This window comes from Phyllobacterium sp. 01N428, from assembly GCF_056399405.1.
The window spans coordinates 324,758-349,448 of record NZ_JBFTRH010000003.1 but is presented as its reverse complement, the minus strand read 5'-3'; the positions used below and the strand labels follow the sequence as shown (position 1 = coordinate 349,448).

Annotated in this window: 27 protein-coding genes and 1 tRNA gene; 18 read left to right on the top strand and 10 right to left on the bottom strand. The window is 58.5% G+C overall.

Features of this window, described 5'->3' with window-relative positions; genetic code table 11:
• Window positions 1–36: 36 nt before the first annotated feature.
• The 3 genes from hemB to AC1DNI_RS11745 form a co-directional block, all read right to left on the bottom strand.
• Window positions 37–1,074 (bottom strand): porphobilinogen synthase, encoded by a 1,038-nt coding sequence (hemB, locus tag AC1DNI_RS11755; RefSeq protein WP_477691962.1) that lies wholly within the window; start codon window positions 1,072–1,074, stop codon window positions 37–39.
• A gap of 93 nt (window positions 1,075–1,167) precedes the next feature.
• Complete coding sequence (locus AC1DNI_RS11750) at window positions 1,168–1,569, bottom strand: type II toxin-antitoxin system HicB family antitoxin (protein ID WP_477691961.1); 402 nt, start codon at window positions 1,567–1,569, stop codon at window positions 1,168–1,170.
• Window positions 1,570–1,572: 3 nt separating this feature from the next.
• A complete protein-coding gene (locus tag AC1DNI_RS11745) occupies window positions 1,573–1,761 on the bottom strand; it encodes a type II toxin-antitoxin system HicA family toxin (protein ID WP_477691960.1) in 189 nt (62 codons plus the stop codon).
• Window positions 1,762–1,868: 107 nt separating this feature from the next.
• Between AC1DNI_RS11745 and AC1DNI_RS11740 the strand changes: the two genes are divergently transcribed.
• The 11 genes from AC1DNI_RS11740 (at window position 1,869) to AC1DNI_RS11690 (ending at window position 13,312) form a co-directional block, all read left to right on the top strand.
• The gene (locus tag AC1DNI_RS11740; protein ID WP_477691959.1) at window positions 1,869–2,924 is read left to right on the top strand and encodes an enoyl-CoA hydratase/isomerase family protein; all 1,056 of its coding nucleotides are present in this window, start codon (window positions 1,869–1,871) and stop codon (window positions 2,922–2,924) included.
• Entirely contained in the window at window positions 2,921–3,349 is a 429-nt protein-coding gene (locus AC1DNI_RS11735) for a DUF6163 family protein (RefSeq protein WP_027232385.1), read from the top strand. Before AC1DNI_RS11740 ends, AC1DNI_RS11735 begins: the two co-directional genes overlap by 4 nt.
• Before the next feature lie 162 nt (window positions 3,350–3,511).
• Entirely contained in the window at window positions 3,512–4,027 is a 516-nt protein-coding gene (gene ldtR, locus AC1DNI_RS11730) for a transcriptional regulator LdtR (protein WP_027232386.1), read from the top strand.
• A gap of 329 nt (window positions 4,028–4,356) precedes the next feature.
• Window positions 4,357–5,634: a L,D-transpeptidase family protein gene (locus AC1DNI_RS11725; protein ID WP_027232387.1), complete on the top strand. Its 1,278-nt coding sequence runs from the start codon at window positions 4,357–4,359 to the stop codon at window positions 5,632–5,634.
• A gap of 281 nt (window positions 5,635–5,915) precedes the next feature.
• Window positions 5,916–7,208 carry a serine hydroxymethyltransferase gene (gene glyA / locus AC1DNI_RS11720; RefSeq protein ID WP_027232388.1) on the top strand — a complete coding sequence of 431 codons (1,293 nt, stop codon included), beginning with the start codon at window positions 5,916–5,918 and terminating at the stop codon, window positions 7,206–7,208.
• 157 nt (window positions 7,209–7,365) lie between these two features.
• Window positions 7,366–7,848 carry a transcriptional regulator NrdR gene (gene nrdR, locus AC1DNI_RS11715; RefSeq protein ID WP_027232389.1) on the top strand — a complete coding sequence of 161 codons (483 nt, stop codon included), beginning with the start codon at window positions 7,366–7,368 and terminating at the stop codon, window positions 7,846–7,848.
• A gap of 4 nt (window positions 7,849–7,852) precedes the next feature.
• Window positions 7,853–8,950 carry a bifunctional diaminohydroxyphosphoribosylaminopyrimidine deaminase/5-amino-6-(5-phosphoribosylamino)uracil reductase RibD gene (gene ribD / locus AC1DNI_RS11710; protein WP_477691958.1) on the top strand — a complete coding sequence of 366 codons (1,098 nt, stop codon included), beginning with the start codon at window positions 7,853–7,855 and terminating at the stop codon, window positions 8,948–8,950.
• 10 nt (window positions 8,951–8,960) lie between these two features.
• Window positions 8,961–9,575 (top strand): riboflavin synthase, encoded by a 615-nt coding sequence (locus AC1DNI_RS11705; RefSeq protein ID WP_477691957.1) that lies wholly within the window; start codon window positions 8,961–8,963, stop codon window positions 9,573–9,575.
• Between the two features lie 33 nt (window positions 9,576–9,608).
• The gene (gene ribH / locus AC1DNI_RS11700; protein WP_027232392.1) at window positions 9,609–10,070 is read left to right on the top strand and encodes a 6,7-dimethyl-8-ribityllumazine synthase; all 462 of its coding nucleotides are present in this window, start codon (window positions 9,609–9,611) and stop codon (window positions 10,068–10,070) included.
• A gap of 2 nt (window positions 10,071–10,072) precedes the next feature.
• Window positions 10,073–10,579 (top strand): transcription antitermination factor NusB, encoded by a 507-nt coding sequence (gene nusB / locus AC1DNI_RS11695; RefSeq protein ID WP_027232393.1) that lies wholly within the window; start codon window positions 10,073–10,075, stop codon window positions 10,577–10,579.
• A 579-nt stretch (window positions 10,580–11,158) separates the two neighbouring features.
• Window positions 11,159–13,312: a sodium-translocating pyrophosphatase gene (locus tag AC1DNI_RS11690; RefSeq protein WP_477691956.1), complete on the top strand. Its 2,154-nt coding sequence runs from the start codon at window positions 11,159–11,161 to the stop codon at window positions 13,310–13,312.
• An 81-nt stretch (window positions 13,313–13,393) separates the two neighbouring features.
• Here AC1DNI_RS11690 and AC1DNI_RS11685 read toward each other — a convergent pair whose 3' ends face one another.
• Window positions 13,394–13,921, bottom strand: coding sequence for an outer membrane protein assembly factor BamE (locus AC1DNI_RS11685; protein ID WP_027232396.1), 528 nt, complete (start codon window positions 13,919–13,921; stop codon window positions 13,394–13,396).
• A 125-nt stretch (window positions 13,922–14,046) separates the two neighbouring features.
• On the opposite strand from AC1DNI_RS11685, the gene AC1DNI_RS11680 reads away from it, so the two are divergent.
• From AC1DNI_RS11680 to AC1DNI_RS11655, 6 genes are all read left to right on the top strand, one after another.
• Window positions 14,047–14,601: a ubiquinol-cytochrome C chaperone family protein gene (locus AC1DNI_RS11680; protein ID WP_477691955.1), complete on the top strand. Its 555-nt coding sequence runs from the start codon at window positions 14,047–14,049 to the stop codon at window positions 14,599–14,601.
• A gap of 14 nt (window positions 14,602–14,615) precedes the next feature.
• Window positions 14,616–15,185, top strand: coding sequence for a YceD family protein (locus tag AC1DNI_RS11675; protein WP_477691954.1), 570 nt, complete (start codon window positions 14,616–14,618; stop codon window positions 15,183–15,185).
• Window positions 15,186–15,385: 200 nt separating this feature from the next.
• Window positions 15,386–16,471 (top strand): phosphate acyltransferase PlsX, encoded by a 1,086-nt coding sequence (gene plsX, locus AC1DNI_RS11670; RefSeq protein WP_477691953.1) that lies wholly within the window; start codon window positions 15,386–15,388, stop codon window positions 16,469–16,471.
• The gene (locus AC1DNI_RS11665) at window positions 16,468–17,439 is read left to right on the top strand and encodes a beta-ketoacyl-ACP synthase III (protein ID WP_027232400.1); all 972 of its coding nucleotides are present in this window, start codon (window positions 16,468–16,470) and stop codon (window positions 17,437–17,439) included. Before plsX ends, AC1DNI_RS11665 begins: the two co-directional genes overlap by 4 nt.
• A 123-nt stretch (window positions 17,440–17,562) precedes the next feature.
• Window positions 17,563–17,883 carry an integration host factor subunit alpha gene (locus AC1DNI_RS11660; RefSeq protein WP_008128366.1) on the top strand — a complete coding sequence of 107 codons (321 nt, stop codon included), beginning with the start codon at window positions 17,563–17,565 and terminating at the stop codon, window positions 17,881–17,883.
• Between the two features lie 137 nt (window positions 17,884–18,020).
• Entirely contained in the window at window positions 18,021–18,578 is a 558-nt protein-coding gene (locus tag AC1DNI_RS11655) for a MerR family transcriptional regulator (RefSeq protein WP_027232401.1), read from the top strand.
• A gap of 142 nt (window positions 18,579–18,720) precedes the next feature.
• Here the strand turns inward: AC1DNI_RS11655 and AC1DNI_RS11650 are convergent, their stop codons facing one another.
• The 4 genes from AC1DNI_RS11650 to AC1DNI_RS11635 form a co-directional block, all read right to left on the bottom strand.
• On the bottom strand, window positions 18,721–19,035 hold the full coding sequence (locus AC1DNI_RS11650) for a hypothetical protein (RefSeq protein ID WP_091918932.1): 315 nt from the start codon (window positions 19,033–19,035) through the stop codon (window positions 18,721–18,723).
• 15 nt (window positions 19,036–19,050) lie between these two features.
• Entirely contained in the window at window positions 19,051–19,302 is a 252-nt protein-coding gene (locus AC1DNI_RS11645; protein WP_477691952.1) for a hypothetical protein, read from the bottom strand.
• Window positions 19,303–19,440: 138 nt separating this feature from the next.
• Window positions 19,441–21,513 (bottom strand): ATP-dependent helicase, encoded by a 2,073-nt coding sequence (locus tag AC1DNI_RS11640; protein ID WP_477691951.1) that lies wholly within the window; start codon window positions 21,511–21,513, stop codon window positions 19,441–19,443.
• 158 nt (window positions 21,514–21,671) lie between these two features.
• Window positions 21,672–22,337 (bottom strand): nitroreductase, encoded by a 666-nt coding sequence (locus tag AC1DNI_RS11635; protein ID WP_477691950.1) that lies wholly within the window; start codon window positions 22,335–22,337, stop codon window positions 21,672–21,674.
• 656 nt (window positions 22,338–22,993) lie between these two features.
• Here AC1DNI_RS11635 and AC1DNI_RS11630 point away from each other — a divergent pair.
• A tRNA-Pro gene (locus AC1DNI_RS11630) sits at window positions 22,994–23,070 on the top strand.
• A gap of 85 nt (window positions 23,071–23,155) precedes the next feature.
• Here AC1DNI_RS11630 and AC1DNI_RS11625 read toward each other — a convergent pair.
• Window positions 23,156–23,833 carry a DUF1194 domain-containing protein gene (locus AC1DNI_RS11625; protein ID WP_477691949.1) on the bottom strand — a complete coding sequence of 226 codons (678 nt, stop codon included), beginning with the start codon at window positions 23,831–23,833 and terminating at the stop codon, window positions 23,156–23,158.
• Between the two features lie 352 nt (window positions 23,834–24,185).
• Window positions 24,186–24,467 (bottom strand): hypothetical protein, encoded by a 282-nt coding sequence (locus AC1DNI_RS11620; protein WP_477691948.1) that lies wholly within the window; start codon window positions 24,465–24,467, stop codon window positions 24,186–24,188.
• Between the last annotated feature and the right edge of the window lie 224 nt (window positions 24,468–24,691).

The following is a 24,691-nucleotide window of genomic DNA, read 5'->3' as shown; positions in this document are numbered from 1 at the left end:
AAATTGGGAACTCTGGAATGAAAAATCAAGGAGCAGTCAGGCGCTGGCCTTTAGCCGCTCGGCAACGATCGGCGCGAAATAGGTGAGAATTCCGTCGCAGCCCGCCCGCTTGAACGCGAGCAGCGTCTCCATCATGACCCGCTCTTCGTCGATCCAGCCATTGGCGCCCGCGGCCTTTATCATCGTGTATTCGCCCGACACCTGATAGGCGAAGGTCGGCATCGCAAACGCATCCTTCAGCTGGCGGATAATATCGAGATAGGGAAGGCCCGGCTTGACCATCAGCGAATCCGCACCCTCAGCCAGGTCCTGTTCCGCTTCGCGCACCGCCTCGTCCGTATTAGCGGGATCGATATAATAGGTCTTCTTGTCGCCCTTGAGCCGGCCGGACGTTCCGATGGCTTCGCGGTATGGACCGTAAAAGGCCGATGCAAACTTGGTCGCATAGGCCATGATGGCGACATCCTGGAAGCCGTTGTGGTCGAGCGCCTCGCGGATGGCGCCGATACGTCCGTCCATCATGTCCGACGGCGCAATGATATCGGCCCCGGCTGCCGCCTGAAGTACGGCCCCCTTGGTGATCTGTTCAACGGTCTCATCATTGACGATGATGCCCTCGCGCAGGATGCCGTCATGTCCATGGCTGGTAAAGGGATCGAGGGCAACGTCGGTGATCATGCCAATTTCCGGCACCGCATCCTTGATGGCGCGGGTCGCGCGATTGATGAGATTGTTGGGGTCGAGAATGCCCGAGCCCGTCTCGTCGCGCAGCGCAGGATCGATATTCGCAAAGGTGGCGATTGCCGGAATGCCAAGTTTTGCTGCGCGCTCCGCTTCACGAACCGCCATGTCAACCGAAAAGCGCTGGACGCCCGGCATCGCGCCAATGTCTTCGCGCCGGTTTTCGCCCTCGCACAGAAAGATTGGCCAGATGAGGTCGTTGACTGTCAGTTGGTTTTCCTGGACGAGCCGCCGCGACCAATCGGCCTTACGCATCCGGCGCAGGCGGCGGCCCTGGGTGATTTCATCAACGGTCCGGCCCTGGGGGCTCGCGAAAGCTGGGTATTTGTTCATTGTTGCCTTGACCCGCCATAGCGGGCATTTCCTCTGTTTGTAATGGTTCTAACAGGGAAGCAGCCGTCTACCAAGGCATCAGAGCGTCGCACGTCAGGCCGCATCGCGCTCCATGGCCTTTTTCGCCGCCTGTGCGAGGAAGCCTGATCGCGTAAATCCATGTGCTTCCGCATAGGTGTCGATCTGCTGCAGAATGTCTTCGGGCAAGGTTACGTTTACCCGCACGGCGCGTTTCGCATCGGTCTTAACGGCGACCAGAATGGCGACGCTGCTGCGATTATCGGGATCAGCCATAATATCTTCGAGGCGCGACGGTTCCGCAATGGCTTCCCCATCCTCGATCAAGCCCTCGATATGGAAAGAGAGCGCTTCATCTGCCATGGCGTGCGCATCATCCAGGGACGTTCCCGCCGTAACGACGCCGGGAAAATCAGGAAACGAAACGCCATAGTCGCTGTCTGCGTCCTTGTGGATCAATCCGATATAGTGCTGCATGATCTACCTCAAACTCAATCCTGATTGCCGCTCGATGCTTCGGAGCGTGCCGATGGGAATATCGCGTTTCGGATGGGGAACCGTCACCCGGCCGGGCTTATCAGGATGTTTGAACTGTACGTGACTTCCCTTTTGAGCGACCTCGCGCCACCCGTCTTTTTCAAGCAGTGCAATGACATCACCACTCTTCATTGAATAATAATACACATTCGTGTGTATCAATTCAATGGTGCGTGCGCGGTCATTGACGGGGCACGCTTCAGTTTCCTAACCTCGCAGGTTCAAGCTTGGAGGGGCGAATGGAAATCGACTTTGGTGGCGCCGGCGAGGTGCTGTTCGAAAGGCGCGGCAAGGCCGGGCTCATCCGGCTGACACGGCCGAAAGCCCTCAATGCGCTGACGCGGACCATGGTCAATGCGATGCACCGCGCCCTTGTTGCCTGGTCGACCGATCCCGACGTCCATTGCGTGATCGTCGAGGGCGAGGGCAGGGCTTTTTGCGCCGGCGGCGATATTCTGGCCGTTTATCACGCCGGCAAGGCGGGAGCGCCCCTCTATGAGTTCTTCGCCGACGAGTATCGCCTCAATGCCTATATCCGGCATTTCCCCAAGCCGTATGTTTCCCTCATCGACGGCATCGTCATGGGTGGCGGCGTCGGAATATCGGTGCACGGTTCGCACCGGGTCGTCACCGAGAATGTCCTCTTTGCCATGCCTGAAGTCGGCATCGGCTTTTTCCCCGACGTCGGCGGCAGCGCGTTCCTCCCGCATCTGCCCGAACATTTCGGCACATATCTCGCCCTGACGGGCAATCGAATCCGGCAGGGCGACTGCCTGCAGAGCGGGATCGCTACCCACGCGATCAAGGCCGAAGACAAGGAGAGGGTCAGGCGCAGCCTGATCAGGACCGGCAAGCCCGAAGTGGCTTTACGGGGAAAAACCATCAACCCGGACTATGAAACACCGGAGAAAACGCGCGATATGATCGGCGTGCTCTTCGATTCGGAGACCTTGGGCGGCTGCCTCATCCGGCTTGCCGCCTCAGGGGTCAACGGAAACGAATGGGCGCAGCAGATCCTTGAACTTATCAAGACCCGTTCTCCGACCAGCCTGCACGTGACGTTCAGGCAGATCGCCGAGGGCGGGCATCTTGAAATGGATCAATGTATGCAGATGGAGTACCGGATATTGTCGCGCATGCTCGAAAACCATGATTTTTACGAAGGCGTCCGCTCGCTTCTGGTCGATAAGGACAATGCACCCGTGTGGAAGCCGGCCTCGATTGATGAGGTGACGCCGGAGATGGTGGACGCCTATTTCGCCCTCCTCGGTGAGCGTGAACTGAAGCTGGCATGAACGAGAGGCCGACGCATCTGCCATTCGACCCGACGCTGACGCAACTGGGCTTTGTCTGGTTCCTGCGGCTTGTCGCCATCTATTGTATCGTGGCGGGCATAGGGTATTGGGCGCAGATCAGCGGTTATTACGAGGGGATGCTGTGGCGCTTCGACCTTATGCCGTGGCAATGGAAAGTCGCCTCGGTATCGCTCGCGGTGCTCTATCCTGTGGCAGCGACAGGGCTCTGGATGATGGTCTCCTGGGGCCCGGTCATCTGGTTCGTCGCCGCGCTCGGCGAAACATTGATGTTCACGACTTTCTCCCGATATTTCTTCTATAAGCCCCAGATTGCCATCATCCACGGCGGCGTGGCCCTTCTCTACATCGCCTTCAGGATCCTGCTGTTCGTGCAGAAAAGACGCCAGGCCAAGCCCAGGCGATAGGGCGCTTTTTAAGCCGAGGCGTAAGTCTTCATTAAGCCTGAAATTGATTGAGCCGAGGTAAGGTACTGTTAAGTCTGTGTTTTAAGTCGAATTTTATGCGTATTCGATAGTGTTGCCTCAACGGTGAGAAAAATACACCGAAACAACAGTGAGGCAGGTATTATGAACAACACACAGAGAAAGTCTGGTGAGAACCAGCGTTCGACACCCAGTGATACTGCGTTGCGGACACTTTATCTTGAAGCACTTCAGTTAGTAGAACGTTTGCATCGACGTTTGCTTGACGTCGTCAAGGATGAATTCGACCGCAACGGCCGCAGCGACATCAACGCGATCCAGGCACTGCTGCTTTTCAACATCGGCAATGCTGAACTGACGGCCGGCGAACTGCGCAGCCGCGGCTACTATCTAGGCTCGAATGTTTCGTACAATCTGAAGAAGCTGGTCGAGCTTGGCTTCATCTCGCATGAACGGTCCCGCACCGATCGTCGCTCCGTTCGGGTTAGCCTGACGGACAAGGGGACGGAAGTCGCGGAACTGGTGGCGGGTCTCTACGAGCGCCATATCGCGTCGATCGAACATGTCGGTGGCATCAAGGCGGAAGAATTCCAGTCGATGAACAAGGCCCTCCAGCGTCTCGATCGCTTCTGGAACGACAGCATCGCCTACCGCATGTGAGCTCTAACAGTGTCTCCACTGCAAAAGCCCGGCTTCGCTTCATGCGAGGGCGGGCTTTGACCATTGTTCTGTGGGGTTCGTCCAGTCAGTACGTTTCTCACGGCTTAGGGTCATTAATCCGCCATAATGGCGTGGAAATCGACGAAGTCATTGCATGCTCAGCGAAATACGGCGGACAGCTGGAGAGGCGCGGTCGGCATCACGATTGCGCGATCAGTGTTAAAATTGCTGTTTGTTAAAGTAGTTGCTGGTAATTCTGGATAATCGTAACCGCTCATCTTGCGTTGCAGGTGGCACTGGCCGCAGTACTTCCAAGGGTTGGACACAATATGAAGAAATTCGGATCATCGGCAATTGATCGCCGCGCATTCCTGCGAGGCGTGGCAACTGCTGGTTTCGCCGCGGCAACAACGTCGGCATTCGCCCAGCAGAGCGATATCGGCGAGATTCTGGCGGCGCCGCGCCGCGGCAACTGGGATGATCAGTTCGACGCGCGCTCGACATCAAAGGGCAAGGTCGCAAGCTTCCAGCCGATCGCAAGCCCGGAGACGGCTTCTTTCATCCAAAACGCTATCAACACCTATAACCAGATCGTCAGCAATGGCGGTTGGCCGCGTGTCGATACCACGGTCAAGCTGCAGCTTGGCGTCGTCGACCCTTCTGTCGCTGTCATGCGCAAGCGCCTGATGATCGCGGGCGATCTTTCAGAGAGCGCAGGCATCTCCAATTCGTTCGATACCTATGTTGATGCCGCTGTTAAGCGCTTCCAGGCCCGGCACGGTCTGCCGGCCGATGGCGTCATGGGGCAGTATTCGCTGGCTGCGATGAATGTCCCCGCCGATATCCGCCTCGGACAGCTGCAGACCAACCTCGAACGTGTCCGCACCTTGGCCGCTGCCGACCAGGGCCCGCGTTACGTCATGGTCAACATTCCGGCCGCGCAGCTCGAGGCAGTGGAGGGCGGCCGCGTCGTCCAGCGCCATACCGCAATCGTCGGCAAGATCGATCGTCAGACGCCAATCCTCGATTCCAAGATCCACGAGGTCATTCTCAATCCTTACTGGACCGCGCCGAAGTCGATCATCGAAAAAGACATCATTCCGCTGATGCGCAAGGACCCGACTTATCTGACGCGCAACAAGATTCGCCTCTTCGACCAGCAGGGTCAGGAAGTTCCGCCGGAACAGGTCGACTGGAATACGGATGATGCCGTCAAGCTGATGTTTCGCCAGGATCCGGGCAAGATCAACGCCATGTCGTCGACGAAGATCAATTTCCCGAACCCCTATGCCGTCTATATGCACGACACACCGCAGCAGGGCGTATTCAACAAGCTGATGCGCTTCGAATCGTCCGGCTGTGTCCGCGTCCAGAACGTGCGCGATCTGAATGTATGGTTGCTGCGCGATACGGCGGGCTGGGATCGCCAGACGATGGAAGCGACCATTAAGACCGGCGTCAACACGCCGATCAACGTCAGTAATCCGGTGCCGCTGCACTTCGTCTACGTGACAGCGTGGTCGACCGGCGACGGGGTCGTTCACCTGCGCGACGATATTTACGAGCGTGACGGTCAGGCCGCCCTTTCTATCGGCACGAATACTTGAGCGATTGACCTCTGGATAAGTGGAAAAGACCGCCTTCGGGCGGTCTTTTTGCTGACGAGGGCAATGTCAATTCTCGTGCCCAACTCTCTGGCATCCTTCGGGCTTGTCCCGAGGATCGACCTTGGCGAAAGCCCGGATTGAGCGGGCCTACCTCATTTCCACACCCATGGCGGTTTCCGGCTATTGCTTTTCGTCTCCCGGCCATTGGCCTTGCCGGTTTAAGTATGATAATGCGCCGCAATCACGTAACTGTTCCCACCGGCAAATGAGGTTGAGACACCATGTCGAACGCAGATACCTTTTTCAACGCACCGCTCGAAGAGATCGATCCGGAAATCTTCGGCGCAATCCGCAAGGAACTTGGTCGTCAGCGGCATGAAATCGAGCTGATCGCCTCGGAAAACATCGTCTCTCGTGCCGTGCTCGAAGCCCAGGGCTCGATCATGACCAACAAATATGCCGAGGGGTATCCGGGCAAGCGCTATTATGGCGGCTGCCAATTTGTCGATATTGCCGAAGAACTTGCCATCGAGCGCGCCAAGCAGTTGTTCGGCTGCGAATTCGCGAACGTTCAGCCGAACTCCGGCAGCCAGATGAACCAGGCCGTGTTCCTGGCGCTGCTGCAGCCGGGCGACACGTTCATGGGCCTCGACCTCAATTCTGGCGGCCACCTTACCCACGGCTCGCCGGTCAACATGTCCGGCAAGTGGTTCAACGTCGTTTCCTACGGCGTGCGTGAGGACGATCACCTCCTCGACATGGACGCCATCGAGAAGAAGGCGCATGAGACCAAGCCCAAGCTTATCCTTGCGGGCGGCACGGCCTATTCACGGGTCTGGGACTGGCAGCGCTTCCGCCAGATCGCCGATTCCATCGGCGCTTACCTCATGGTCGACATGGCGCATATCGCGGGTCTCGTTGCTGCCGGCGTACACCCTTCGCCGCTTCCGCACGCGCATGTCGTGACCACCACCACGCACAAGTCGCTGCGCGGTCCACGCGGCGGCATGATCCTCTGCAATGATCCCGAGATCGCCAAGAAGATGAATTCCGCCGTGTTCCCCGGCTTGCAGGGCGGGCCGCTGATGCATGTCATCGCCGCCAAGGCGGTCGCCTTCGGCGAAGCGCTGAAGCCGGACTTCAAGACCTATGGCAAGAACGTCGTCACCAATGCGCAGACGCTTGCCGAGACGCTGAAGAAGAACGGGCTCGACATCGTTTCCGGCGGCACCGACAACCATCTGATGCTCGTCGATCTTCGTCCCAAGAATGCGACCGGCAAGCGTGCCGAGGCCGCGCTCGGCCGCGCCAACATCACCTGCAACAAGAACGGTATTCCGTTCGACCCGGAAAAGCCGTTCGTGACTTCGGGCGTTCGTCTCGGCACGCCTGCCGGCACGACACGCGGATTCGGTCCGGCCGAATTCACCGAAATCGGCAATCTCATTTCCGAAGTGCTCGACGGTCTCAAGGTCGCGAATTCCGATGAGGGCAATGCCGCCGTGGAAAAAGCCGTGCAGCAGAAGGTCATCTCATTGACCGACCGTTTCTCGCTTTACCCCTATCTCGGCTAAGGCGCGCGCCGGATTGAAATGGACGGGCGGGGGGAGTGTGGCGGATCGAACGGTCCGTTCACAGTCCTCTCCGCCCGACCGCTTTTAACTTCGCAAGAAAATCATTATCTTCGAGCCCTGTCTCTTGCGAACATGAAGTTGTTCAGAAAGCTCGTCGATGCGTTGTCCCTATTGCCAATCCGAAGACACCCAGGTGAAAGATTCCCGTCCGGCAGAAGACGGAGCGGTGATCCGGAGAAGACGTGTCTGCTCGGTCTGCGGCGGGCGCTTCACCACCTTTGAGCGCGTGCAGTTGCGCGATCTGACGGTCATCAAAAAGAGTGGCCGCAAGGTCGCCTTCGACCGGGACAAGCTCATGCGTTCGGTGGAAGTTGCGCTGCGCAAGCGTCAGGTCGATCCCGATCGCGTCGAGCGTGCCGTCTCCGGCATCGTACGCCAGCTCGAAAGTTCCGGCGAACCGGAGGTCGCGTCCGACGAGATCGGGCGGCTGGTCATGGATGCGCTGAAAGGCATCGATGACATCGCCTATATCCGCTTTGCCTCGGTCTACCGCAATTTTCGCGAAGCCAGGGATTTCCATGATGTGATCGATGAGATCACCTCTGGCGACACCGTGGCCGAACGGGTCGAGGAAGACTGAACAAATGGCGGCCTCCAAGCTTGACCGCCGCTACATGGAAGCGGCGATACGCCTTTCGCGCACACATCAGGGCCTCACGGGAACCAATCCGTCGGTAGCCACCCTCATTGTCAAGAACGGCGTGATCGTCGGGCGTGGGGTGACCGCGATTGGCGGACGCCCGCATGCGGAGACGCAAGCCTTGGCCGAAGCTGGTGATGAAGCCCGTGGCTCAACCGCCTATGTCACCCTCGAACCCTGTGCCCATCACGGGAAGACGCCGCCCTGCGCCAACGCGCTGGTAACGGCCGGTGTGACCCGCGTCGTTGCTGCGGCCACTGACCCTGACGACCGGGTATCGGGAAAGGGCTATGCCATCCTGCGCGCTGGCGGTATCCAAGTGGAGGAAAACGTCCTGGCGGCGCAGGCGGCGGACTACCTCGCAGGCTACCTCATTCGATCAGCGAGGAAACGCCCGGAAGTGACTCTGAAACTTGCCCTTTCCAGCGACGGTTACATGGGTAGGGCAGGCGAGGGGCAGGTGCCGATCACCGGCAGCGTTTCACGCGCGCAGGTGCATCTGATGCGGGCTGAATCCGACGCTATTCTCGTCGGCATCGGCACGGTGCTCACTGATGATCCGCAATTGACCTGCCGTCTCCCCGGCCTTGAACCGCGCTCGCCGATCCGCATCGTGCTCGACAGCCATCTGCGCCTCCCAATCGACAGCGAACTTGTGCGAACGGCCGCGAGCGTTCCTGTCTGGGTTGCGGCGCGGGCGGATGCTGATCCAGCCAAGCGCCGGGCGCTCGCTGCCGCAGGCTGCAGGATACTGGCGACCGAGACCGATTGCGGCGCAACCGCCCTGCCGGAGCTCCTGGAGGACCTTGCTGCCCAGGGACTTTCAACCGTAATGGTCGAGGGTGGCGCGGCCGTCGCGACGTCGCTGCTCGATGAGAACCTCGTTGACAGGATTGCGCTCTTTGAGGGCGCGGTTGTGATTGGTAGTGAGGCGGGGGTTGCAGGTCCTGATCTCAACCCCCATATCGCGCGTGATTTCAAGCAGCTGAACGAATTTCGCTTTGGGGAAGACCGCTATCGCGAATATGTCAGATCGACCTAGGAAAACATGAATGTTCACAGGTATTGTAACGGATATCGGCCGGATCGGTCAGGTAAAGCCGCTCAACGAGGGCGTGCTGCTGCGCGTTGAAACCAATTATGATCCGCAGACGATCGAAATCGGCGCATCGATCGCCTGTTCCGGCGTCTGCCTGACTGTAACCACCTTGCCGGAAAAGGGTTCGAAGGCCCGCTGGTTCGAGGTCGAGGCGTGGGAAGAGGCGCTGCGCCTTACCAGCATTGCCGGCTGGAAAACCGGCTCGCGCATCAATCTGGAACGATCCTTGAAGCTTGGCGATGAAATGGGAGGACATCTCGTCTCCGGTCATGTCGACGCCATGGCTGAACTCATCAAGCGCGAAGACGAGGGCGATGCCGTCCGGTTCACGCTTCGGGTTCCCGGGCATCTCGCGCGTTTCATCGCGCAGAAGGGCTCGGTTGCCCTGGACGGCACGTCATTGACCGTCAACGGCGTCAATGGCGACGAGTTCGACGTGCTCCTTATCCGCCATTCGCTGGAAGTTACGACCTGGGGCGAGCGCAAGGTTGGCGACAAGGTCAATATCGAGATCGATCAAATGGCGAGATACGCCGCACGACTTGCGGAATACCCGAAATCGGCCTAGGACCAACGCCACCTCATTTCCGTTGGAGCAATCATGTCCAAAAGTCAGGCGCATGCGCCACATCTGTTGATCGTGGAAGCACGATTCTATGACGATCTCGCCGACGCGCTGCTGGCTGGCGCCAAGGGCGCCCTTGACGAGGCGAACGCGACCTATGAGGTGATCACCGTGCCGGGTGCACTGGAGATTCCGGCCGTCATTTCGTTTGCTCTCGATGCTGCTGTCGAAGGCGGCAGGGAATATGATGGCTTCGTCGCCCTCGGGACGGTTATTCGTGGTGAGACGTACCATTTCGATATTGTTGCCAATGAATCGTCGCGTGGTTTGATGGATCTTTCCGTCAATGAAAGCATCGCCATCGGCAATGGCATTCTCACGGTCGAGAACGACGAACAGGCGTGGGCGCGTGCAAAGCGCGGCGAAGGCGACAAGGGCGGCTTCGCGGCGCGTGCTGCATTGACCATGATCGCCATCAAGGAAAAGCTTGGAGCCTGACGATGCCTTCCGCCAAAGACGGGCATAGCCCTGCCGCAAAGACCGCCAACAAGCGTGGCGTTGCCCGCCTTGCCGCCGTGCAGGCCCTTTACCAGATGGACGTTGCCGGTACGGGTGTTCTCGAGGTCGTTGCCGAATATGAGGCGCACCGCCTCGGCAAGGAAGTGGACGGCAACCAATATCTCGATGCAGATCCGCAGTGGTTTCGCGGTATCGTCTCAGGTGTCGTCGCCGAGCAGAAGGTCCTCGATCCGCTCATACATCAGGCACTGCTTGAAGACTGGCCCCTGTCACGGCTCGATTCGACGCTTCGCGCCATCTTGCGCGCCGGGATATGGGAATTGAAGGACCGGGTCGACGTGCCGACGGCCGTCATCGTCTCTGAATATGTCGACATCGCCAAGGCGTTCTACAATGAGGATGAGCCGAAGCTGGTCAACGCCGTTCTCGATCGGCTGGCATTTGAGATTCGCGGTGCAAGCAAGGGCGTAAAGGGCCCGCAGCGGTAGAGGTGCGGCCCTCAGCGGTCGCGCGGTTTGCGCCGTTGGTTGCGATCGATGAGGTAAAGACCGATCAAACCGAATGCGAGTGCCGAGGCGGGCATCACGAGCAACCAGAGAGTTTGAAAGGTAGTCATGTTCTCATCCTCGTCAGAATTGCACTTGCCAAGGAATGAAGCGCGAATGCACCAAGGATACAGAGCGAACTGGTAAACAGCAACAAGCGACTATGGTTGGACGCGCCATTGAAGGTCGCGATCAACGGTGCAAGGCCTCCTACTGCGAATACGGCAACGCCGATGCCATTCAGGAACGTCGCAAACAATTTGATCCGCTCATTGTATACGACGTTCCAAGTTTGCGCACTCTCCGAAATATTTCCCTCGGACGATGGCTGTTTGTCTTTGCCATAACAATCCCTACTTTCGTCGCGCATTCCGCTAAGTTGCGAAAGACCTTGACGGTTTCGCATTTGCTTCGTTACTCCTTACACATACGGTCGCGTCTCTGCCGGCCTGGCAGATTTCGAGTGCCGTACCGAACCTGACCCGGGGAGGGGTTTTTCCGGTCAAAATCTGAGGGAGTGGCATGACAATACTATTTCTGGTCATTGCCTGCGGTCTGCTGTCTATCGTTTACGCTATCTGGGCCACCAAATCGGTGCTCGCGGCGGACCAGGGCAATGCGCGCATGCAAGAAATCGCCGGTGCGATCCGCGAAGGTGCACAGGCCTATCTCACGCGTCAGTACACCACGATCGCCACTGTCGGCATCGTCGTCTTTGTCGCCGTCTGGTATCTCCTGAGCGCGACGGCCGCAATCGGCTTCCTGATCGGCGCGGTGCTTTCCGGCCTCGCCGGCTTCATCGGCATGCACGTCTCCGTCCGCGCCAATGTGCGCACGGCGCAAGCTGCATCCCGCAGTCTGGCTGCCGGTCTCGAGATTGCCTTCAAATCGGGCGCAATCACCGGCATGCTCGTTGCCGGGCTCGCGCTTCTCGGCGTCTCCGTCTATTTCTGGGTACTGACCGGTCCGCTCGGCCTTCCTGCAGCTGATCGCGCGGTAATAGACGCCCTCGTTTCGCTTGGTTTCGGCGCTTCCCTTATTTCGATCTTCGCCCGCCTTGGCGGCGGCATCTTCACCAAGGGTGCAGATGTTGGCGGCGACCTCGTCGGCAAGGTTGAAGCTGGAATTCCCGAAGATGATCCGCGCAACCCCGCAACGATTGCCGACAATGTTGGTGACAATGTCGGCGACTGCGCCGGCATGGCTGCCGATCTCTTCGAGACCTACGCCGTGACGATCGTCGCAACGATGGTGCTTGCCGCGATTTTCTTCGGCGCGACGCCTGTTCTCGGGCAGGTCATGCTCTATCCGCTGGCCATCTGCGGTGCCTGCATCATCACCTCGATTGCCGGCACGTTCTTCGTAAAGCTCGGCGCCAACAACTCCATCATGGGTGCCCTCTACAAGGGCCTGATCGTGACGGGGCTCCTGTCGATCGTCGGCCTCGCCGTCGCAACGTCGATGACCGTCGGCTGGGGCGAGTTTGGCACCGTGGCCGGGCGAGCCATCACCGGCACGAACCTCTTCTTCTGCGGTATTATCGGTCTCGTCGTAACCGGCCTGATTGTCGTGATCACCGAATATTATACCGGCACCAATAAGCGTCCGGTGAATTCGATCGCCCAGGCATCGATCACCGGTCACGGCACCAACGTGATCCAGGGCTTGGCCGTTTCGCTTGAGTCGACCGCTTTGCCGGCGCTCGTCATTGTCGGCGGCATCATCTCCACCTATCAGCTCGCCGGCCTCTTCGGGACCGGTATTGCGGTGACGGCGATGCTCGGCATTGCCGGCATGATCGTTGCGCTCGATGCATTCGGCCCGGTAACGGACAATGCCGGCGGCATCGCCGAAATGTCCGGCCTTGATCCGGACGTGCGCAAATCCACCGATGCTCTCGACGCCGTTGGCAATACGACGAAGGCCGTCACCAAGGGCTACGCCATCGGCTCTGCCGGCCTTGGCGCGCTGGTGTTGTTTGCAGCCTATAGCAACGACCTTCAATACTTCATCAGCGAGGCCAACAAGGAAGGCGCGACGGCATTCAGCTACTTCAAGGGTATCGGGGCGGTCTCCTTCGACCTTTCCAATCCCTATGTCGTTGCAGGCCTCATCTTCGGCGGCCTCATTCCCTACCTTTTCGGCGGCATTGCAATGACAGCAGTCGGCCGTGCGGCGGGATCAGTGGTCGAGGAGGTGCGTCGCCAGTTCCGGGAAAAGCCTGGCATCATGCTCGGCACCGAACGGCCTGACTATGCGCGTGCCGTCGATATTCTGACCAAGGCGGCGATCCGGGAAATGGTTGTTCCGTCGCTGCTGCCGGTGCTTGCGCCGCTCGTGGTTTACTTCGGCGTGCTGCTGATATCGGGTTCCAAGGCTTCCGCCTTTGCGGCGCTGGGTGCCTCGCTGCTCGGCGTCATCATCAATGGCATCTTCGTTGCGATATCGATGACCTCGGGTGGCGGTGCCTGGGATAACGCCAAGAAGTCGTTTGAGGACGGCTTTGTCGGCAAGGACGGCACCCGCCATATGAAGGGCTCGGAGGCACATAAAGCGTCCGTAACCGGCGATACCGTTGGCGATCCATACAAGGATACGGCGGGTCCCGCCGTCAATCCGGCGATCAAGATCACCAACATCGTGGCCTTGCTGCTCTTGGCCGTGCTGGCTCACTGACACCTGCCAGCGAAAACGAAAAACCCGCGAAGTTGCTTCGCGGGTTTTTCATTTGTGCCTCGCAAAAGCGCGGTCGCCGGATCAGTCCGGGGCGCCGCCGGTTGGCGTGCGGCCGGCGCTCGGCAGCGCGCTTGGAGTCTTGCTGACACCCTGCAGCATCTGCCCGAGGAAGGAGAGGTCCTTGCCGCCAGTCGGGGTCGTGCGCGAGATGAAGTCGAAAACTTTGCCGTCCTGCAGACCATAATTGGAGATACTGGAAACCTTGCCATCCTTGTCGAAATAGACCGCAAGGATGCGCCGGTCAGTCACGCGAGGCATCATGAAGGCAACTGAACGCTGACGCTTCTGTGAAATATAATAGAAGACTTCATTGTCGAAGGTCGCGGTGGTCGAGGGGCTACCAAGTGACAGGATGACCTGTTCGCGGCTTGAGCCAACCGGCACGAATTCGAGCGCCTTCTCGTCGAGAACATAGCCCTGCGTCAAGGTCTCTGTCGGTGCGAGCTTGAGGGCGGCAGTGTTGCAGCCGGACACCCCGGCAGCCAAAATAAGTGTTCCAACGAGAACGCACTCACGCGTACGCTCGGTCTTGAAAATCCGCTGCAGCAACGACATCTCCATTTGAATCTGGGCGCAAGTCTTTCGCTGCCCGCAGAAACTCGGTAAACCACCTTGAACTCCGATGCAACACGGCAAAAGTGCTGCGAGGAAGACTCAAGTCAAGGCACAACTCTATGATTCTCAGTCTATTTAGCCGCAAGGCAAAAGCAAATGAGGCGATTACAATTGCCCTCTACGATGCGATCGTGGCAGCGGCGCGGCAGCCGTATTTTTATTCTGACCTTGAAGTGCCGGATACTCCGCTCGGACGCTACGAGATGTTGTCTCTGCATGTTTTCCTGTTCATGCGCCGCATCAAGGACAGGGGCCCCGCGCTGAAGCCCGTTGGCCAGGAGGTTACCGACGAGTTCTTCCGCGATGTCGACCATTCGCTGCGCGAATTGGGCATCGGTGATTCCGGCGTGCCGAAGCGAATGAAGAAACTTGCGCGCATGTTCTATGGGCGCATCGAGTCGTATGATCGCGCATTGGAAACGAATGACCATCCGGCGCTCATCGCGGCGCTCGCCCGCAATGTGCGTCCGGACAGTGAGGGTTGGGCAGGCGCGCCCGCGCTAGCCGCCTATGTCGAACGCACGGTACGCCACCTCGATGGGCAATCGGATGATGATATCGTGGCCGGAAGGGTTACGTTTCCTGATGCCAGCACCGACGATACGCCGCTTTGATAGGAGGAAATGCGATGTCGAGAAACTCGGATGGAACCCTAAGTTATCCGGTCTCAGTGCAGCGGCTTCCGCAGAAAGGCCTCAACGTCAAAATCGAGGCGGATAAAAAAGAGCGTGACGCCATGCGCGATTTTCACGAGTTGGAAGATGTTAAATCCTTCAAGGCGGACCTGCAGGTGGTACCGTGGAAGAAGGACGGGATCCGCGTTCGCGGGAAGGTCCATGCGGAAATCGTCCAGGCTTGCGTCGTGACACTGGAGCCGATCGAAACCAGAATCGATACGGACATCGACACGCTCTTCGTACCGGAGAATTCGCGACTCGCACGTCTTCCGCTCGATGAGAATGGCGAACTGATCATCAGTGCGGACGGCCCTGACATACCTGAGACATTTTCCGGCGATAAGCTCGACGTTGGGGCAATCGCTGAAGAATTCTTCGAATTGGCTGTCGATCCGTATCCGCGCAAGGAGGGCGTGGAGGCTGCGCCGCCCTTCGTTGTTGACGTCGGATCGGATGATGAGGAAGACGTAAAGCCAGCCAACCCGTTTGCGGCTCTCAAGGATTGGAAACAGAAGACTTGATCGCTATCTCATCCTGCGGGTAGATGGTGTCAGGGAGTTGAGACAAGACCAAGGATTGGGACGAGTATTCAAGCTTATTGGGTCGAGCGCGCCTATGATTGGGCAGAAATCAGTTGTGCGCCTACGCAAAATGTCTATTTTCCCCGAGTCTTTTCAAAGAACGCCATGCACAGGCACTGAACCAGACAGGACAATCGAGAGTGATCAGAATTTCCATTGACGCCATGGGCGGTGATTTCGGTCCAGAGGTCGTCATCCCCGGCATGGCAACGGCGCTGGAGCGCCATCCTGACATCAGGTTCGTGGTCTTTGGGCGTGAGGCGGAGGTGGCTCCGATCCTTGCCCGCCACCAGGCATTGTCCAATGCATCGACCCTGCATCATTGCGACGTTGCCGTACGCATGGATGAAAAGCCGAGCCAGGCCTTACGCAACGGGCGTTGGAAATCCTCGATGTGGCGATCGATCGAGGCGGTGAAGACCGGCGAGGCGGATGTTTGCGTTTCGGCCGGCAATACCGGCGCCCTGATGGCGATGTCGAAATTTTGCCTGCGTACAATGGCGAATGTCGAGCGTCCGGCGATTGCCGGTATCTGGCCGACCCTGAAGGGCGAGAGCATTGTTCTCGACATTGGTGCAACGATTGGCGCCGACGCCCAGCAGCTTGTCGATTATGCGGTCATGGGCGCGGCCATGGCCCGTTCGCTCTTTGAAATCAAGCGTCCGACGATCGGCCTGCTCAACGTAGGCGTTGAAGAGATCAAGGGACAAGACGACGTCAAGGATGCTGCGCGGATCCTGCGCGAGATACCTTTGCCCACGCTCGAATATTACGGTTTTGTCGAAGGCAACGACATCGGCAAGGGTACGGTCGATGTCGTCGTGACCGAAGGGTTCGCCGGTAACATAGCCCTGAAAGCGGCTGAAGGCACGGCCAAGCAGTACACCCAGTATTTGCGCGATGCGATGAACCGCACGCTGATGGCGAAAATCGGCTACCTCTTTGCCAAAAGCGCTTTTGATCGCATGCGGGAGAAGATGGACCCGCGCAAGACCAATGGCGGCGTCTTCCTTGGCCTCAACGGCGTCGTCATCAAGAGCCATGGCGGTACCGACGCTCTCGGCTTTGCTTCAGCGATCGACGTCGGCTATGACATGGCCCACAACAAGCTTTTGGACAAGATCGCGGCGGATCTTACCCATTTCCATAAGAGCCCGGTCGGTGTGGCTTTCAAGGATGAAACCGAAAGCGACGCCGAGGTTGAAATAGAACAGGGAAGTAAATGATCCGTTCCGTTGTTAAAGGTATAGGGGCGGCCACGCCGGCGCGCCTGGTAAAGAATTCTGATCTCGAAGGCATTGTCGAAACTTCGGACGAATGGATCGTCCAGCGCACCGGCATCAGGCAGCGTTACATTGCGGGTGAGGGTGAAACCACCGCATCGCTGGGCGAGGCGGCAGCGCGCGCCGCTCTCGACAATGCGGGCATGACGCCGGCAGACATCGACCTCATCATTCTCGCAACTTCGACTCCCGACAATACGTTTCCGGCTACGGCGGTCAATATCCAGGCCCGGCTCGGCATGACGCACGGTTTTGCATTCGACATGCAGGCGGTCTGCTCCGGATTCGTCTACGCGGTTGCAACAGCCGACCTTTATATTCGCGGCGGCATGGCAAAGCGCGTTTTGGTGATCGGCTCCGAGACATTCTCGCGCATCCTCGACTGGAATGACCGCACGACCTGTGTGCTGTTCGGTGACGGCGCCGGTGCCATCATCCTCGAGGCCAATGAAGGCCGTGGGCTTACCTCCGATCGCGGCGTGCTGACCGCCAATTTGCGCTCCGACGGCTCGCACAAGGACAAGCTTTATGTCGATGGCGGACCGTCGACGACACAGACTGTCGGCCACCTGCGGATGGAGGGCAGGGAGGTCTTCAAGCATGCGGTCGGCATGATCACGGACGTGATCGAAGCCTCGTTTTCCGAGGCCGGAATTACTGCCGAGGACATCGACTGGTTCGTGCCGCACCAGGCCAACAAACGCATCATCGACGCCTCCGCAAAGAAGCTGCATCTGGCCGAAGAAAAGGTTGTCATCACCGTTGACCGGCACGGAAATACATCAGCCGCTTCAGTACCCTTAGCACTCGCGACGGCTGTTGCGGACGGGCGTATCAAGCAAGGCGATCTCGTGCTGCTCGAGGCCATGGGCGGGGGCTTTACGTGGGGTGCAGTTCTGCTACGCTGGTAGCAGGACGACCGGGTCCGTGGATTGGCCGACGAACTCTTCCAAGCTGCTTGCCCGATCGGTTTTCATCCTATAACTTCCGCTATCACCTGGTAGATTTGCAACAAACGAGAGCTTTGAGATCGTATGGGGGGTAAGACCATTACGCGTGCTGATCTGGCCGAGGCGGTCTACCGCAAGGTAGGACTTTCGCGAACGGAGTCAGCTTCACTCGTCGAAACAATCCTCGATGAGGTATGTGACGCAATTGTTCGTGGCGAGACAGTTAAATTGTCGTCGTTCGCCACGTTCCAGGTAAGGGACAAGAATGAACGCATCGGGCGCAATCCGAAGACCGGGGAAGAAGTCCCGATCCTGCCGCGCAGGGTAATGACGTTCAAGGCATCCAACGTGCTCAAGCAGCGGATTCTCCGCTCCCACCAGACACGCAAAAAGAAATCAGCCTGAATTCGGGCGATTCCGCAACTTTAAGCGTCCTTTTACGCGAGATTGCTGTGAGGTAGTCTCGCGTTCCGCTTGAATTATGCATTGCAAATCGCTGAAAATGGAGGTCGAATCAGATTTTCTCCTGAAAGGGTGAAAACATGGACAAAAGCCCCGACGCATTCAGAACCATCAGCGAAGTCGCGGAAGATCTCGATCTGCCCCAGCATGTCCTGCGCTTCTGGGAAACGCGGTTCACGCACATAAAGCCGATGAAACGCGGTGGGGGCAGGCGCTATTACCGTCCGCTCGATGTGGACCTCCTCAAGGGCATCCGCCATCTCCTTTACGATCAGGGCTATACGATCAAGGGCGTGCAGCGTCTTCTACGTGAAAACGGAACGCAGTTCATCATTGCGCTTGGCAGCGGCGATACGGCGGCAGCGGAAGCGATAAGCCAGCAAAAGCAGGCCAATGCCCGCCAGGAGGAAGCGCTTGCAGCCGAACAGGATCGGGTCGATGCTGCCGAGGAAGCCGCGGTCATGGGAACGCCGAAACCTGCGGCCCACGGGCGCCGGCTCTTCGGCCTGATCAAGGGCGAGGAAGAAGGGCCTGTTGCGGCCGATGGCAAGCGCCTGTCCAAGGACAACCGCACGCTTCTGCAGGAGACCCTGTTCGACCTCTTGGAATGCAAACGTCTGCTCGATCAGGTTCGATAAGCCCACAAAAAAAGCCCAGCTTTCATCGGAATGAAAGCTGGGACTTGGGGGTTGGGCCGTGGGGTGCGGCCTTGCTGGTTGGGAACCAGCACCTATAAAATGCCTATCTGGCGGATTGGTTCCGAAGAACCAGCAATAATTTTTAACGCGCCAGCATGCCGATAATGACGCCAAGTCCGGCGATGATCATCAGCGTTGAAACCGAGTTCTGGGTCGGCGTATCGGCGATCTGCCGCGCCTTATGCCCGAGGCCGATAGCAGCACGGCGGCCGCGCTCCCGCAGATCGTCGAGCGTCGATGTCTCGTCGTCATCATCGTCGTCGCTAAAATCGTCGAGCAGCTCCACGCCCTTGTCAGCCAAGGTCTTGGTGATGGCGGCAAGATCGCGCTTCAACTCGGCAATTTCGGCCTTGAGGCGAACCTTGTCCGCCTCATTCTCAATGGTTGTTTCATCCATGGCGCTTCGGTCCTTCTATCGCCGAGCGAGCAGGCCGACCAGCACCGCTGCGCCAGCCAGGATTGCGATGGTAGCCACGGGATTTTCGCGCGCTGTGGCGGCTGCATGTTTCGCTTGCTTCGTCGCAATGCGCTTTACTTCATCAAATCGTTCACTGCTCAAATCGGGAAGACTTGCGGAGATCTTGGAAATTTCCTTGCGCAGGGCAGCGATCTGCGCCTCTACATCACCTTGAATATCGTCCGCATTCTTTGAAAACATTGCCATTTTTGGGAGCTCCTATTACTGACACAGCTATAACGACCGCGCCTCGCGAATGTTCCGCGCTAATTGCCTGCGTGCCGGTCGTTTGCTCTTTCATCCCTGGGTTTTACCGCGCATCAACCCGGGGTCGAGGACGGAAACCTACCGCCACATTGCCCGCATTTTTGCGGCGACATCGACGCGTTGGCTGCGAACATCCTTGGCGCGCGCCTCCTGATCCCGGTTGTGCACCGGCCACGGCCGATTCTCGAAATACTGCAGCAAAGTTGCCGGGATGAAGCGCGTGCGCGACGCGTAGACGTGACGATCGCCGAGTGAATTCTGGCCGTGTGTGAAGAAACGCTGCGGCAGGACGAGGTGGAGGCTATCCTTGGCACGCGTCATCGCCACATAGAGCAGGCGGCGCTCTTCCTCGAGTTCGGCCGTCGTTCCGGCGCCGAGGTCGGACGGAATGCAGCCATCGACAGCATTGAGGATAAACACGGATTTCCATTCCTGTCCCTTGGCGGAATGGATCGTCGACAGGATAAGGTAGTCCTCGTCAAGCAGCGGAACGCCCGATTGGTCACTCGTCGCATCCGGTGGATCGAGGGTGAGTTCGGTGAGGAAACGCTCGCGAGACGCATAGCCCGCGGCGATCTGTTCGAGTTGCAGCAGATCCGTCTTGCGTACTTCGGCATCCTCGTGAATGCGGTCGAGATGCGGTTCGTACCAGGCGCGCGCTCGCTCGAGCTCGGCAGGCCAGCCTGTCGTTCCGCGCTTCAAATCGTTCAGCGCATCGACGAAAGCTGACCAGTCATTGCCCGCCCGGGGAGGCGCGGCGATCTGCGCGAGCGCGCCAAGCGGGTTGGACTGCTCGGCCATTTCATCGAGAACGCGGCGCGCCGCGGTCGGGCCGACGCCTGGGATGATCTGCATCAGCCGAAAGCCCGCAACGCGGTCGCGTGGGTTTTGCGCAAAGCGCAACAAGGCAAGCATATCCTTCACATGGGCGCTGTCGAGGAACTTGAGGCCGCCGAACTTGACGAAAGGAATGTTGCGTCGCGTCAGTTCGACTTCCAATGGGCCGCTGTGGTGCGACGTCCTGAAAAGCACGGCCTGCTGTTTCAGCAACGTTCCCGTCTCGCGATTTTCGAGTACCTGTTCGACGATGTAGCGGGCCTGGTCTGCCTCATCCTTGACGCTCACCATGCGCGGCCGCTCCGCCGATTCGCGCTCGCTCCAGAGGTTCTTGGTAAAGCGTTCTCGCGCCAGATCGATCACGCCGTTGGCTGCGGCAAGGATCGGCCGGGTCGAGCGATAGTTACGGTCAAGGGTGACGATGCTCGCCTGCGGTGTGAAGGTGGCAGGAAAATCAAGGATGTTGCGTACGGTCGCTGCGCGAAATGAATAGATCGATTGCGCATCATCGCCAACGACCGTCAAACCGACGCCGGCCGGCCGCAAGGCCAGAAGAATCGAGGCCTGCAGCCGGTTGGTGTCCTGGTATTCATCGACGAGAACGTGATCCCAGCGGCAGCCCATATCGTCGGCGAGCATCGGATCGCCGACGGTTTGCGCCCAGTAGAGCAGCAGGTCGTCATAATCGAGTACGTTCTGCAGCTGCTTGGCTTCGACATAGGCGGCAAAGAGCTCGCGCAGCTGTTTCTCCCACCCGGCCACCCAGGGAAAGAATGCCTGCAGCACCTCAGCGAGCGGCACTTCCGAGTTGACGACGCGCGAATAGATGGCAAGGCATGTTCCCTTGGTCGGAAAGCGGCTTTCCGTCTTGGAGAAACCGAGTTCGTGGCGAACAAGGTTCATGAGATCGGCGCTGTCTTCACGGTCGTGGATCGTAAAGTCGGGATTGAGGCCGATCTGTTCGGCATAATCGCGCAGCAGGCGCGCGCCAATGCCATGAAACGTGCCCGCCCATGCGAGCGCGTCGGTCATGATTGCGGCGTTTGCGCCCAATACCTGCGTACAGATGCGCTCCACCCGCCGCGCCATTTCCGAGGCAGCCCGGCGTGAGAAGGTCATCAGAAGAATGCGACGTGGATCGGTGCCCTTGACGATGAGATGCGCCACGCGGTGGGCAAGCGTGTTGGTTTTACCGGATCCGGCGCCGGCAATGACAAGCAACGGCCCGCCAATGGTCGATGGAAGCAACTCCGTTCCATATTCGACGGCAAGCCGCTGTTCGGGGTTAAGTTTTTCCAGATAGGCAGCGCCCATAGTCCCTCATTGCGGCAAGCCGGTCGGCTGCGTAGCGGCAGCGGTGAGTCGTTGCGCAAGACTACTCCAGCTTGGCTTGCGAACAAATGAAGAACTTTCGCGTTCGGCGTGTAGTCGCGAGAATTTCGACCGGCGAAAGGTCGATAGAGCCGAAGTGGCTAATCGCCGACGAACGTGACCGTCTCGGCGAGTGGCGCGCGGCCTGTACGGGGATAATTCACCGTAGGGTCTTCGTACCCGATCGACATGCCGCAGAAGAGGATGAGACCGTCCGGAGGTGACAGGGCCTCGGCCACCGACTCGCGGACCTGCGACCACGCCATCTGCGTGCAACTGTGCAGGCCCTCGGCGCGGAGCAATAACATCACGGTCTGCAGATACATGCCGACGTCAGCCCATTGGGGCAGGCCCAGATCGCGGTCGATATAGCAGAACAGCGCGGCTGGCGCACCGAAGCAGTTCCAGTTGGCAATGGCTGCCCGCTGGCGCGCCTCCCAGTCCTCGCGCGCAATGCCGAGCGCGCTGTAACGCTCCTTGCCGAAGGCGGACCGGCGCTCCGCGTAGGGGGACTTTAACACGGGCGGGTACATCTCGTACTGTCGCTCATCCCAAGGGTCGCCGTGGGCCACGCGCTCGACGGCGTCGGTCTTGAGTTCAGCCAACGGCGCGCCGGTCATTACATAGGTATTCCACGGCTGGATATTCGATCCGGACGGAGCCCAGGCCGCGGCGGACAGCACGCGCTCGAGCAATTCCCTCGACACAGGCTCGTCTTTGAATCCGCGCACCGCCCGTCGGCTTGCAACTGCCTCATACACATCCATGATGGCCTCCATACCGCGATGCGTTTTTTACTTTTTTTGCAATGGAGGTTGTAATCACACCGTGGTCTGGGAGGCCTAAATCAAACGTTTAGCGACCTCATGCGTGTGAGGGCATTGCCACAGGCCCTTGGTCCTATCGAGCATCGCCAACATCAGGGGCTTCTATGTTCCTATGCCGGCGCTATCAGCCTGGCCCAGCTCAAGTTGCCGAATTATTTTCATCACTGCGGTTGAAGACCAATTGTCCGCGGATGGAGGATGAAAGGGCGAAATATCCAGGAGGGATGCTATGTCCCGTGAAGTCAGCTTCGGATTGGCTGATTTAAGGCTGGAAACAAAATCGGAGATCCTGGTCGCTTGATCGCGCTTGTCCGGTTTAGGGCGATACCGCTTTCGGGGTGGCTGCATGGCTGTTGGGGTCTTGGGGCAAAGTGATTCGGAGATCGGATTTTGTCGGCTCACGACGATCCACACAACCTGATGCCGAGGAATTCTTGGTGGAGGAGGGTACCGATCATGCACGGCGTCCCATTGGAGCGTCGCGGGACCTTTGGTGCCGGTCTATTCCACGGCGTGCATTACTGTGCAGTTTGTTCTTTTTCTTACGTTTGGGGTATTGCTAAAAAAAGTCCAGTAATCTAGGGCTTTCAGCGGTTCGGAGTGTAGCGCAGCCCGGTAGCGCACTTGACTGGGGGTCAAGGGGTCGTGGGTTCGAATCCCGCCACTCCGACCATTATCTCCACAATAGGTGTTGAGCAGCTCGTCCCCCCAGGTCGATTTTTGCCGCATGAATCTTGTCGGCAGTCGCGGGCGGAAAGTCAGGATAATTCCCTGATGAGTTTCAATCTGATCGCCAGCGCAAAATCCTCGAACTTTCGTATGTTCATTACAAACCGTTCGGAACCGAGGATGACCCGGTCGTTGTAATAATCCGCGAGATCGGTCTCTTCATCGGAGATTGCCAAGGCATTGATGGTAACGCCCATCTCTTGAGCACGTTGGCGTGCCTGAAGCAGGGAAACCGAGCGCCTCCGTCTTGGTCTTGTCGTTTCCATGCCGTCGCCGGAAATATCGACGATCCGCCGTCTCGCGCATGCATGCGATCCCGACAGGAGCTCGAGCGCGACCCAAAGACCGTCACCTATATCGGTGTTGCCGAAGACCACCCGCACGCTTTTCTCGATCTCGTCGGCAAACTTTTGCGAAGGCTCGATGCCGTCCATGACGGTCCAGTCGATGATCTGCGCTGGAAACTCGCCATCTCCCCAAAAGACCGCTGCAACCGCCACGGTGCCGGATGCCCTTATGGCAGACAGGACCTGGCTGTCGCGGAACGCCGCGACGATCGCCGATTTCTGGAATTCGTACTCCTCGTCGCTAATGCTGCCTGAGCCATCGACCGCCAGCACCAGCGCGGTATCGACGCATGCGTACGACCGCGAAGAAGTGACGATGGCAGCCAAGGTCACCACCGCAAAGAGCAACGCCTTATGCATGGACCACCCCCGTGGTGCGCTCTGACGGAAGCCGTCATCGTAACATGCACGATGGACGAACACTCTCCCCCCAAATGGGTTAAAGGGGCGGGCGACGCGTTTTGGCAAGTCGGCAAAAATATTATGAGTGGTTCAAATTGTAGTGGTGCGATTTAGCAATTTAAAAACCTCGGCATTGTACAAGCGCTTCTATGGAACACTCACCAAACTACTACGTCATCGGTCTCACCAGCATGCTGGTCCTATGGGTATCGATCCTGATGCTGCTGCGCACCGCGGGAATGTAGCCTCTGCGGGCACGTCGGAGGCTTGATCCGCCTGCATGGGCGTCGGCAGCCGCTTCGTCGTAGCGTTACTTCCAGACTTCGATCTTCGCGATCTTGTTGTCCTTGGTCATCGTCAACTTATATTGCTCGAACCGGGTCTTGTCGTCGCAGGTGACGCGCACGACCGTCGGGCCCGTCGAAGACAATACCTTGTCGACATAGGCGTTCGATACCTGATCGCACCAGAATCCCGCGTTGCGGATCGCGCGGGCGGTCCGGCGCTCCAGCATGTTCTTTTCCATCGTTTGCGCCTCAGCCAGGTTTGCGATGCACAAGAAAGCAACGAGAGCCGCAAGGATGAATTTCATGCTCTAACCCCAAGCAAAAGTGGATCTATTCAGGTGGAGATCCGACCGAACAGGCTATTGCCGTCGCCAAGAAGATGCTCGGCACTATGCCGAATTGCAACGATGTTACTGTAACAACTTTGACGCGGCACTTTATTTGACCGAACATCGGACGGGCAACCAGGGTGCCTCCCTCCGATTGCCCCACCCGAGCGGGCCCGGCAATTGATGGCTGATCTCCCTTG

What these genes read in the sequence shown, in the direction of transcription:
- hemB (WP_477691962.1), bottom strand. Translation starts at nt 1,074, where the DNA reads ATGAACAAATACCCAGCTTTCGCGAGCCCCCAGGGCCGGACCGTTGAT.
- AC1DNI_RS11750 (WP_477691961.1), bottom strand. Translation starts at nt 1,569, where the DNA reads ATGCAGCACTATATCGGATTGATCCACAAGGACGCAGACAGCGACTAT.
- AC1DNI_RS11745 (WP_477691960.1), bottom strand. Translation starts at nt 1,761, where the DNA reads ATGAAGAGTGGTGATGTCATTGCACTGCTTGAAAAAGACGGGTGGCGC.
- AC1DNI_RS11740 (WP_477691959.1), top strand. Translation starts at nt 1,869, where the DNA reads ATGGAAATCGACTTTGGTGGCGCCGGCGAGGTGCTGTTCGAAAGGCGC.
- AC1DNI_RS11735 (WP_027232385.1), top strand. Translation starts at nt 2,921, where the DNA reads ATGAACGAGAGGCCGACGCATCTGCCATTCGACCCGACGCTGACGCAA.
- ldtR (WP_027232386.1), top strand. Translation starts at nt 3,512, where the DNA reads ATGAACAACACACAGAGAAAGTCTGGTGAGAACCAGCGTTCGACACCC.
- AC1DNI_RS11725 (WP_027232387.1), top strand. Translation starts at nt 4,357, where the DNA reads ATGAAGAAATTCGGATCATCGGCAATTGATCGCCGCGCATTCCTGCGA.
- glyA (WP_027232388.1), top strand. Translation starts at nt 5,916, where the DNA reads ATGTCGAACGCAGATACCTTTTTCAACGCACCGCTCGAAGAGATCGAT.
- nrdR (WP_027232389.1), top strand. Translation starts at nt 7,366, where the DNA reads ATGCGTTGTCCCTATTGCCAATCCGAAGACACCCAGGTGAAAGATTCC.
- ribD (WP_477691958.1), top strand. Translation starts at nt 7,853, where the DNA reads ATGGCGGCCTCCAAGCTTGACCGCCGCTACATGGAAGCGGCGATACGC.
- AC1DNI_RS11705 (WP_477691957.1), top strand. Translation starts at nt 8,961, where the DNA reads ATGTTCACAGGTATTGTAACGGATATCGGCCGGATCGGTCAGGTAAAG.
- ribH (WP_027232392.1), top strand. Translation starts at nt 9,609, where the DNA reads ATGTCCAAAAGTCAGGCGCATGCGCCACATCTGTTGATCGTGGAAGCA.
- nusB (WP_027232393.1), top strand. Translation starts at nt 10,073, where the DNA reads ATGCCTTCCGCCAAAGACGGGCATAGCCCTGCCGCAAAGACCGCCAAC.
- AC1DNI_RS11690 (WP_477691956.1), top strand. Translation starts at nt 11,159, where the DNA reads ATGACAATACTATTTCTGGTCATTGCCTGCGGTCTGCTGTCTATCGTT.
- AC1DNI_RS11680 (WP_477691955.1), top strand. Translation starts at nt 14,047, where the DNA reads ATGATTCTCAGTCTATTTAGCCGCAAGGCAAAAGCAAATGAGGCGATT.
- AC1DNI_RS11675 (WP_477691954.1), top strand. Translation starts at nt 14,616, where the DNA reads ATGTCGAGAAACTCGGATGGAACCCTAAGTTATCCGGTCTCAGTGCAG.
- AC1DNI_RS11665 (WP_027232400.1), top strand. Translation starts at nt 16,468, where the DNA reads ATGATCCGTTCCGTTGTTAAAGGTATAGGGGCGGCCACGCCGGCGCGC.
- AC1DNI_RS11660 (WP_008128366.1), top strand. Translation starts at nt 17,563, where the DNA reads ATGGGGGGTAAGACCATTACGCGTGCTGATCTGGCCGAGGCGGTCTAC.
- AC1DNI_RS11655 (WP_027232401.1), top strand. Translation starts at nt 18,021, where the DNA reads ATGGACAAAAGCCCCGACGCATTCAGAACCATCAGCGAAGTCGCGGAA.
- AC1DNI_RS11650 (WP_091918932.1), bottom strand. Translation starts at nt 19,035, where the DNA reads ATGGATGAAACAACCATTGAGAATGAGGCGGACAAGGTTCGCCTCAAG.
- AC1DNI_RS11645 (WP_477691952.1), bottom strand. Translation starts at nt 19,302, where the DNA reads ATGGCAATGTTTTCAAAGAATGCGGACGATATTCAAGGTGATGTAGAG.
- AC1DNI_RS11640 (WP_477691951.1), bottom strand. Translation starts at nt 21,513, where the DNA reads ATGGGCGCTGCCTATCTGGAAAAACTTAACCCCGAACAGCGGCTTGCC.
- AC1DNI_RS11635 (WP_477691950.1), bottom strand. Translation starts at nt 22,337, where the DNA reads ATGGATGTGTATGAGGCAGTTGCAAGCCGACGGGCGGTGCGCGGATTC.
- AC1DNI_RS11625 (WP_477691949.1), bottom strand. Translation starts at nt 23,833, where the DNA reads ATGCATAAGGCGTTGCTCTTTGCGGTGGTGACCTTGGCTGCCATCGTC.
- AC1DNI_RS11620 (WP_477691948.1), bottom strand. Translation starts at nt 24,467, where the DNA reads ATGAAATTCATCCTTGCGGCTCTCGTTGCTTTCTTGTGCATCGCAAAC.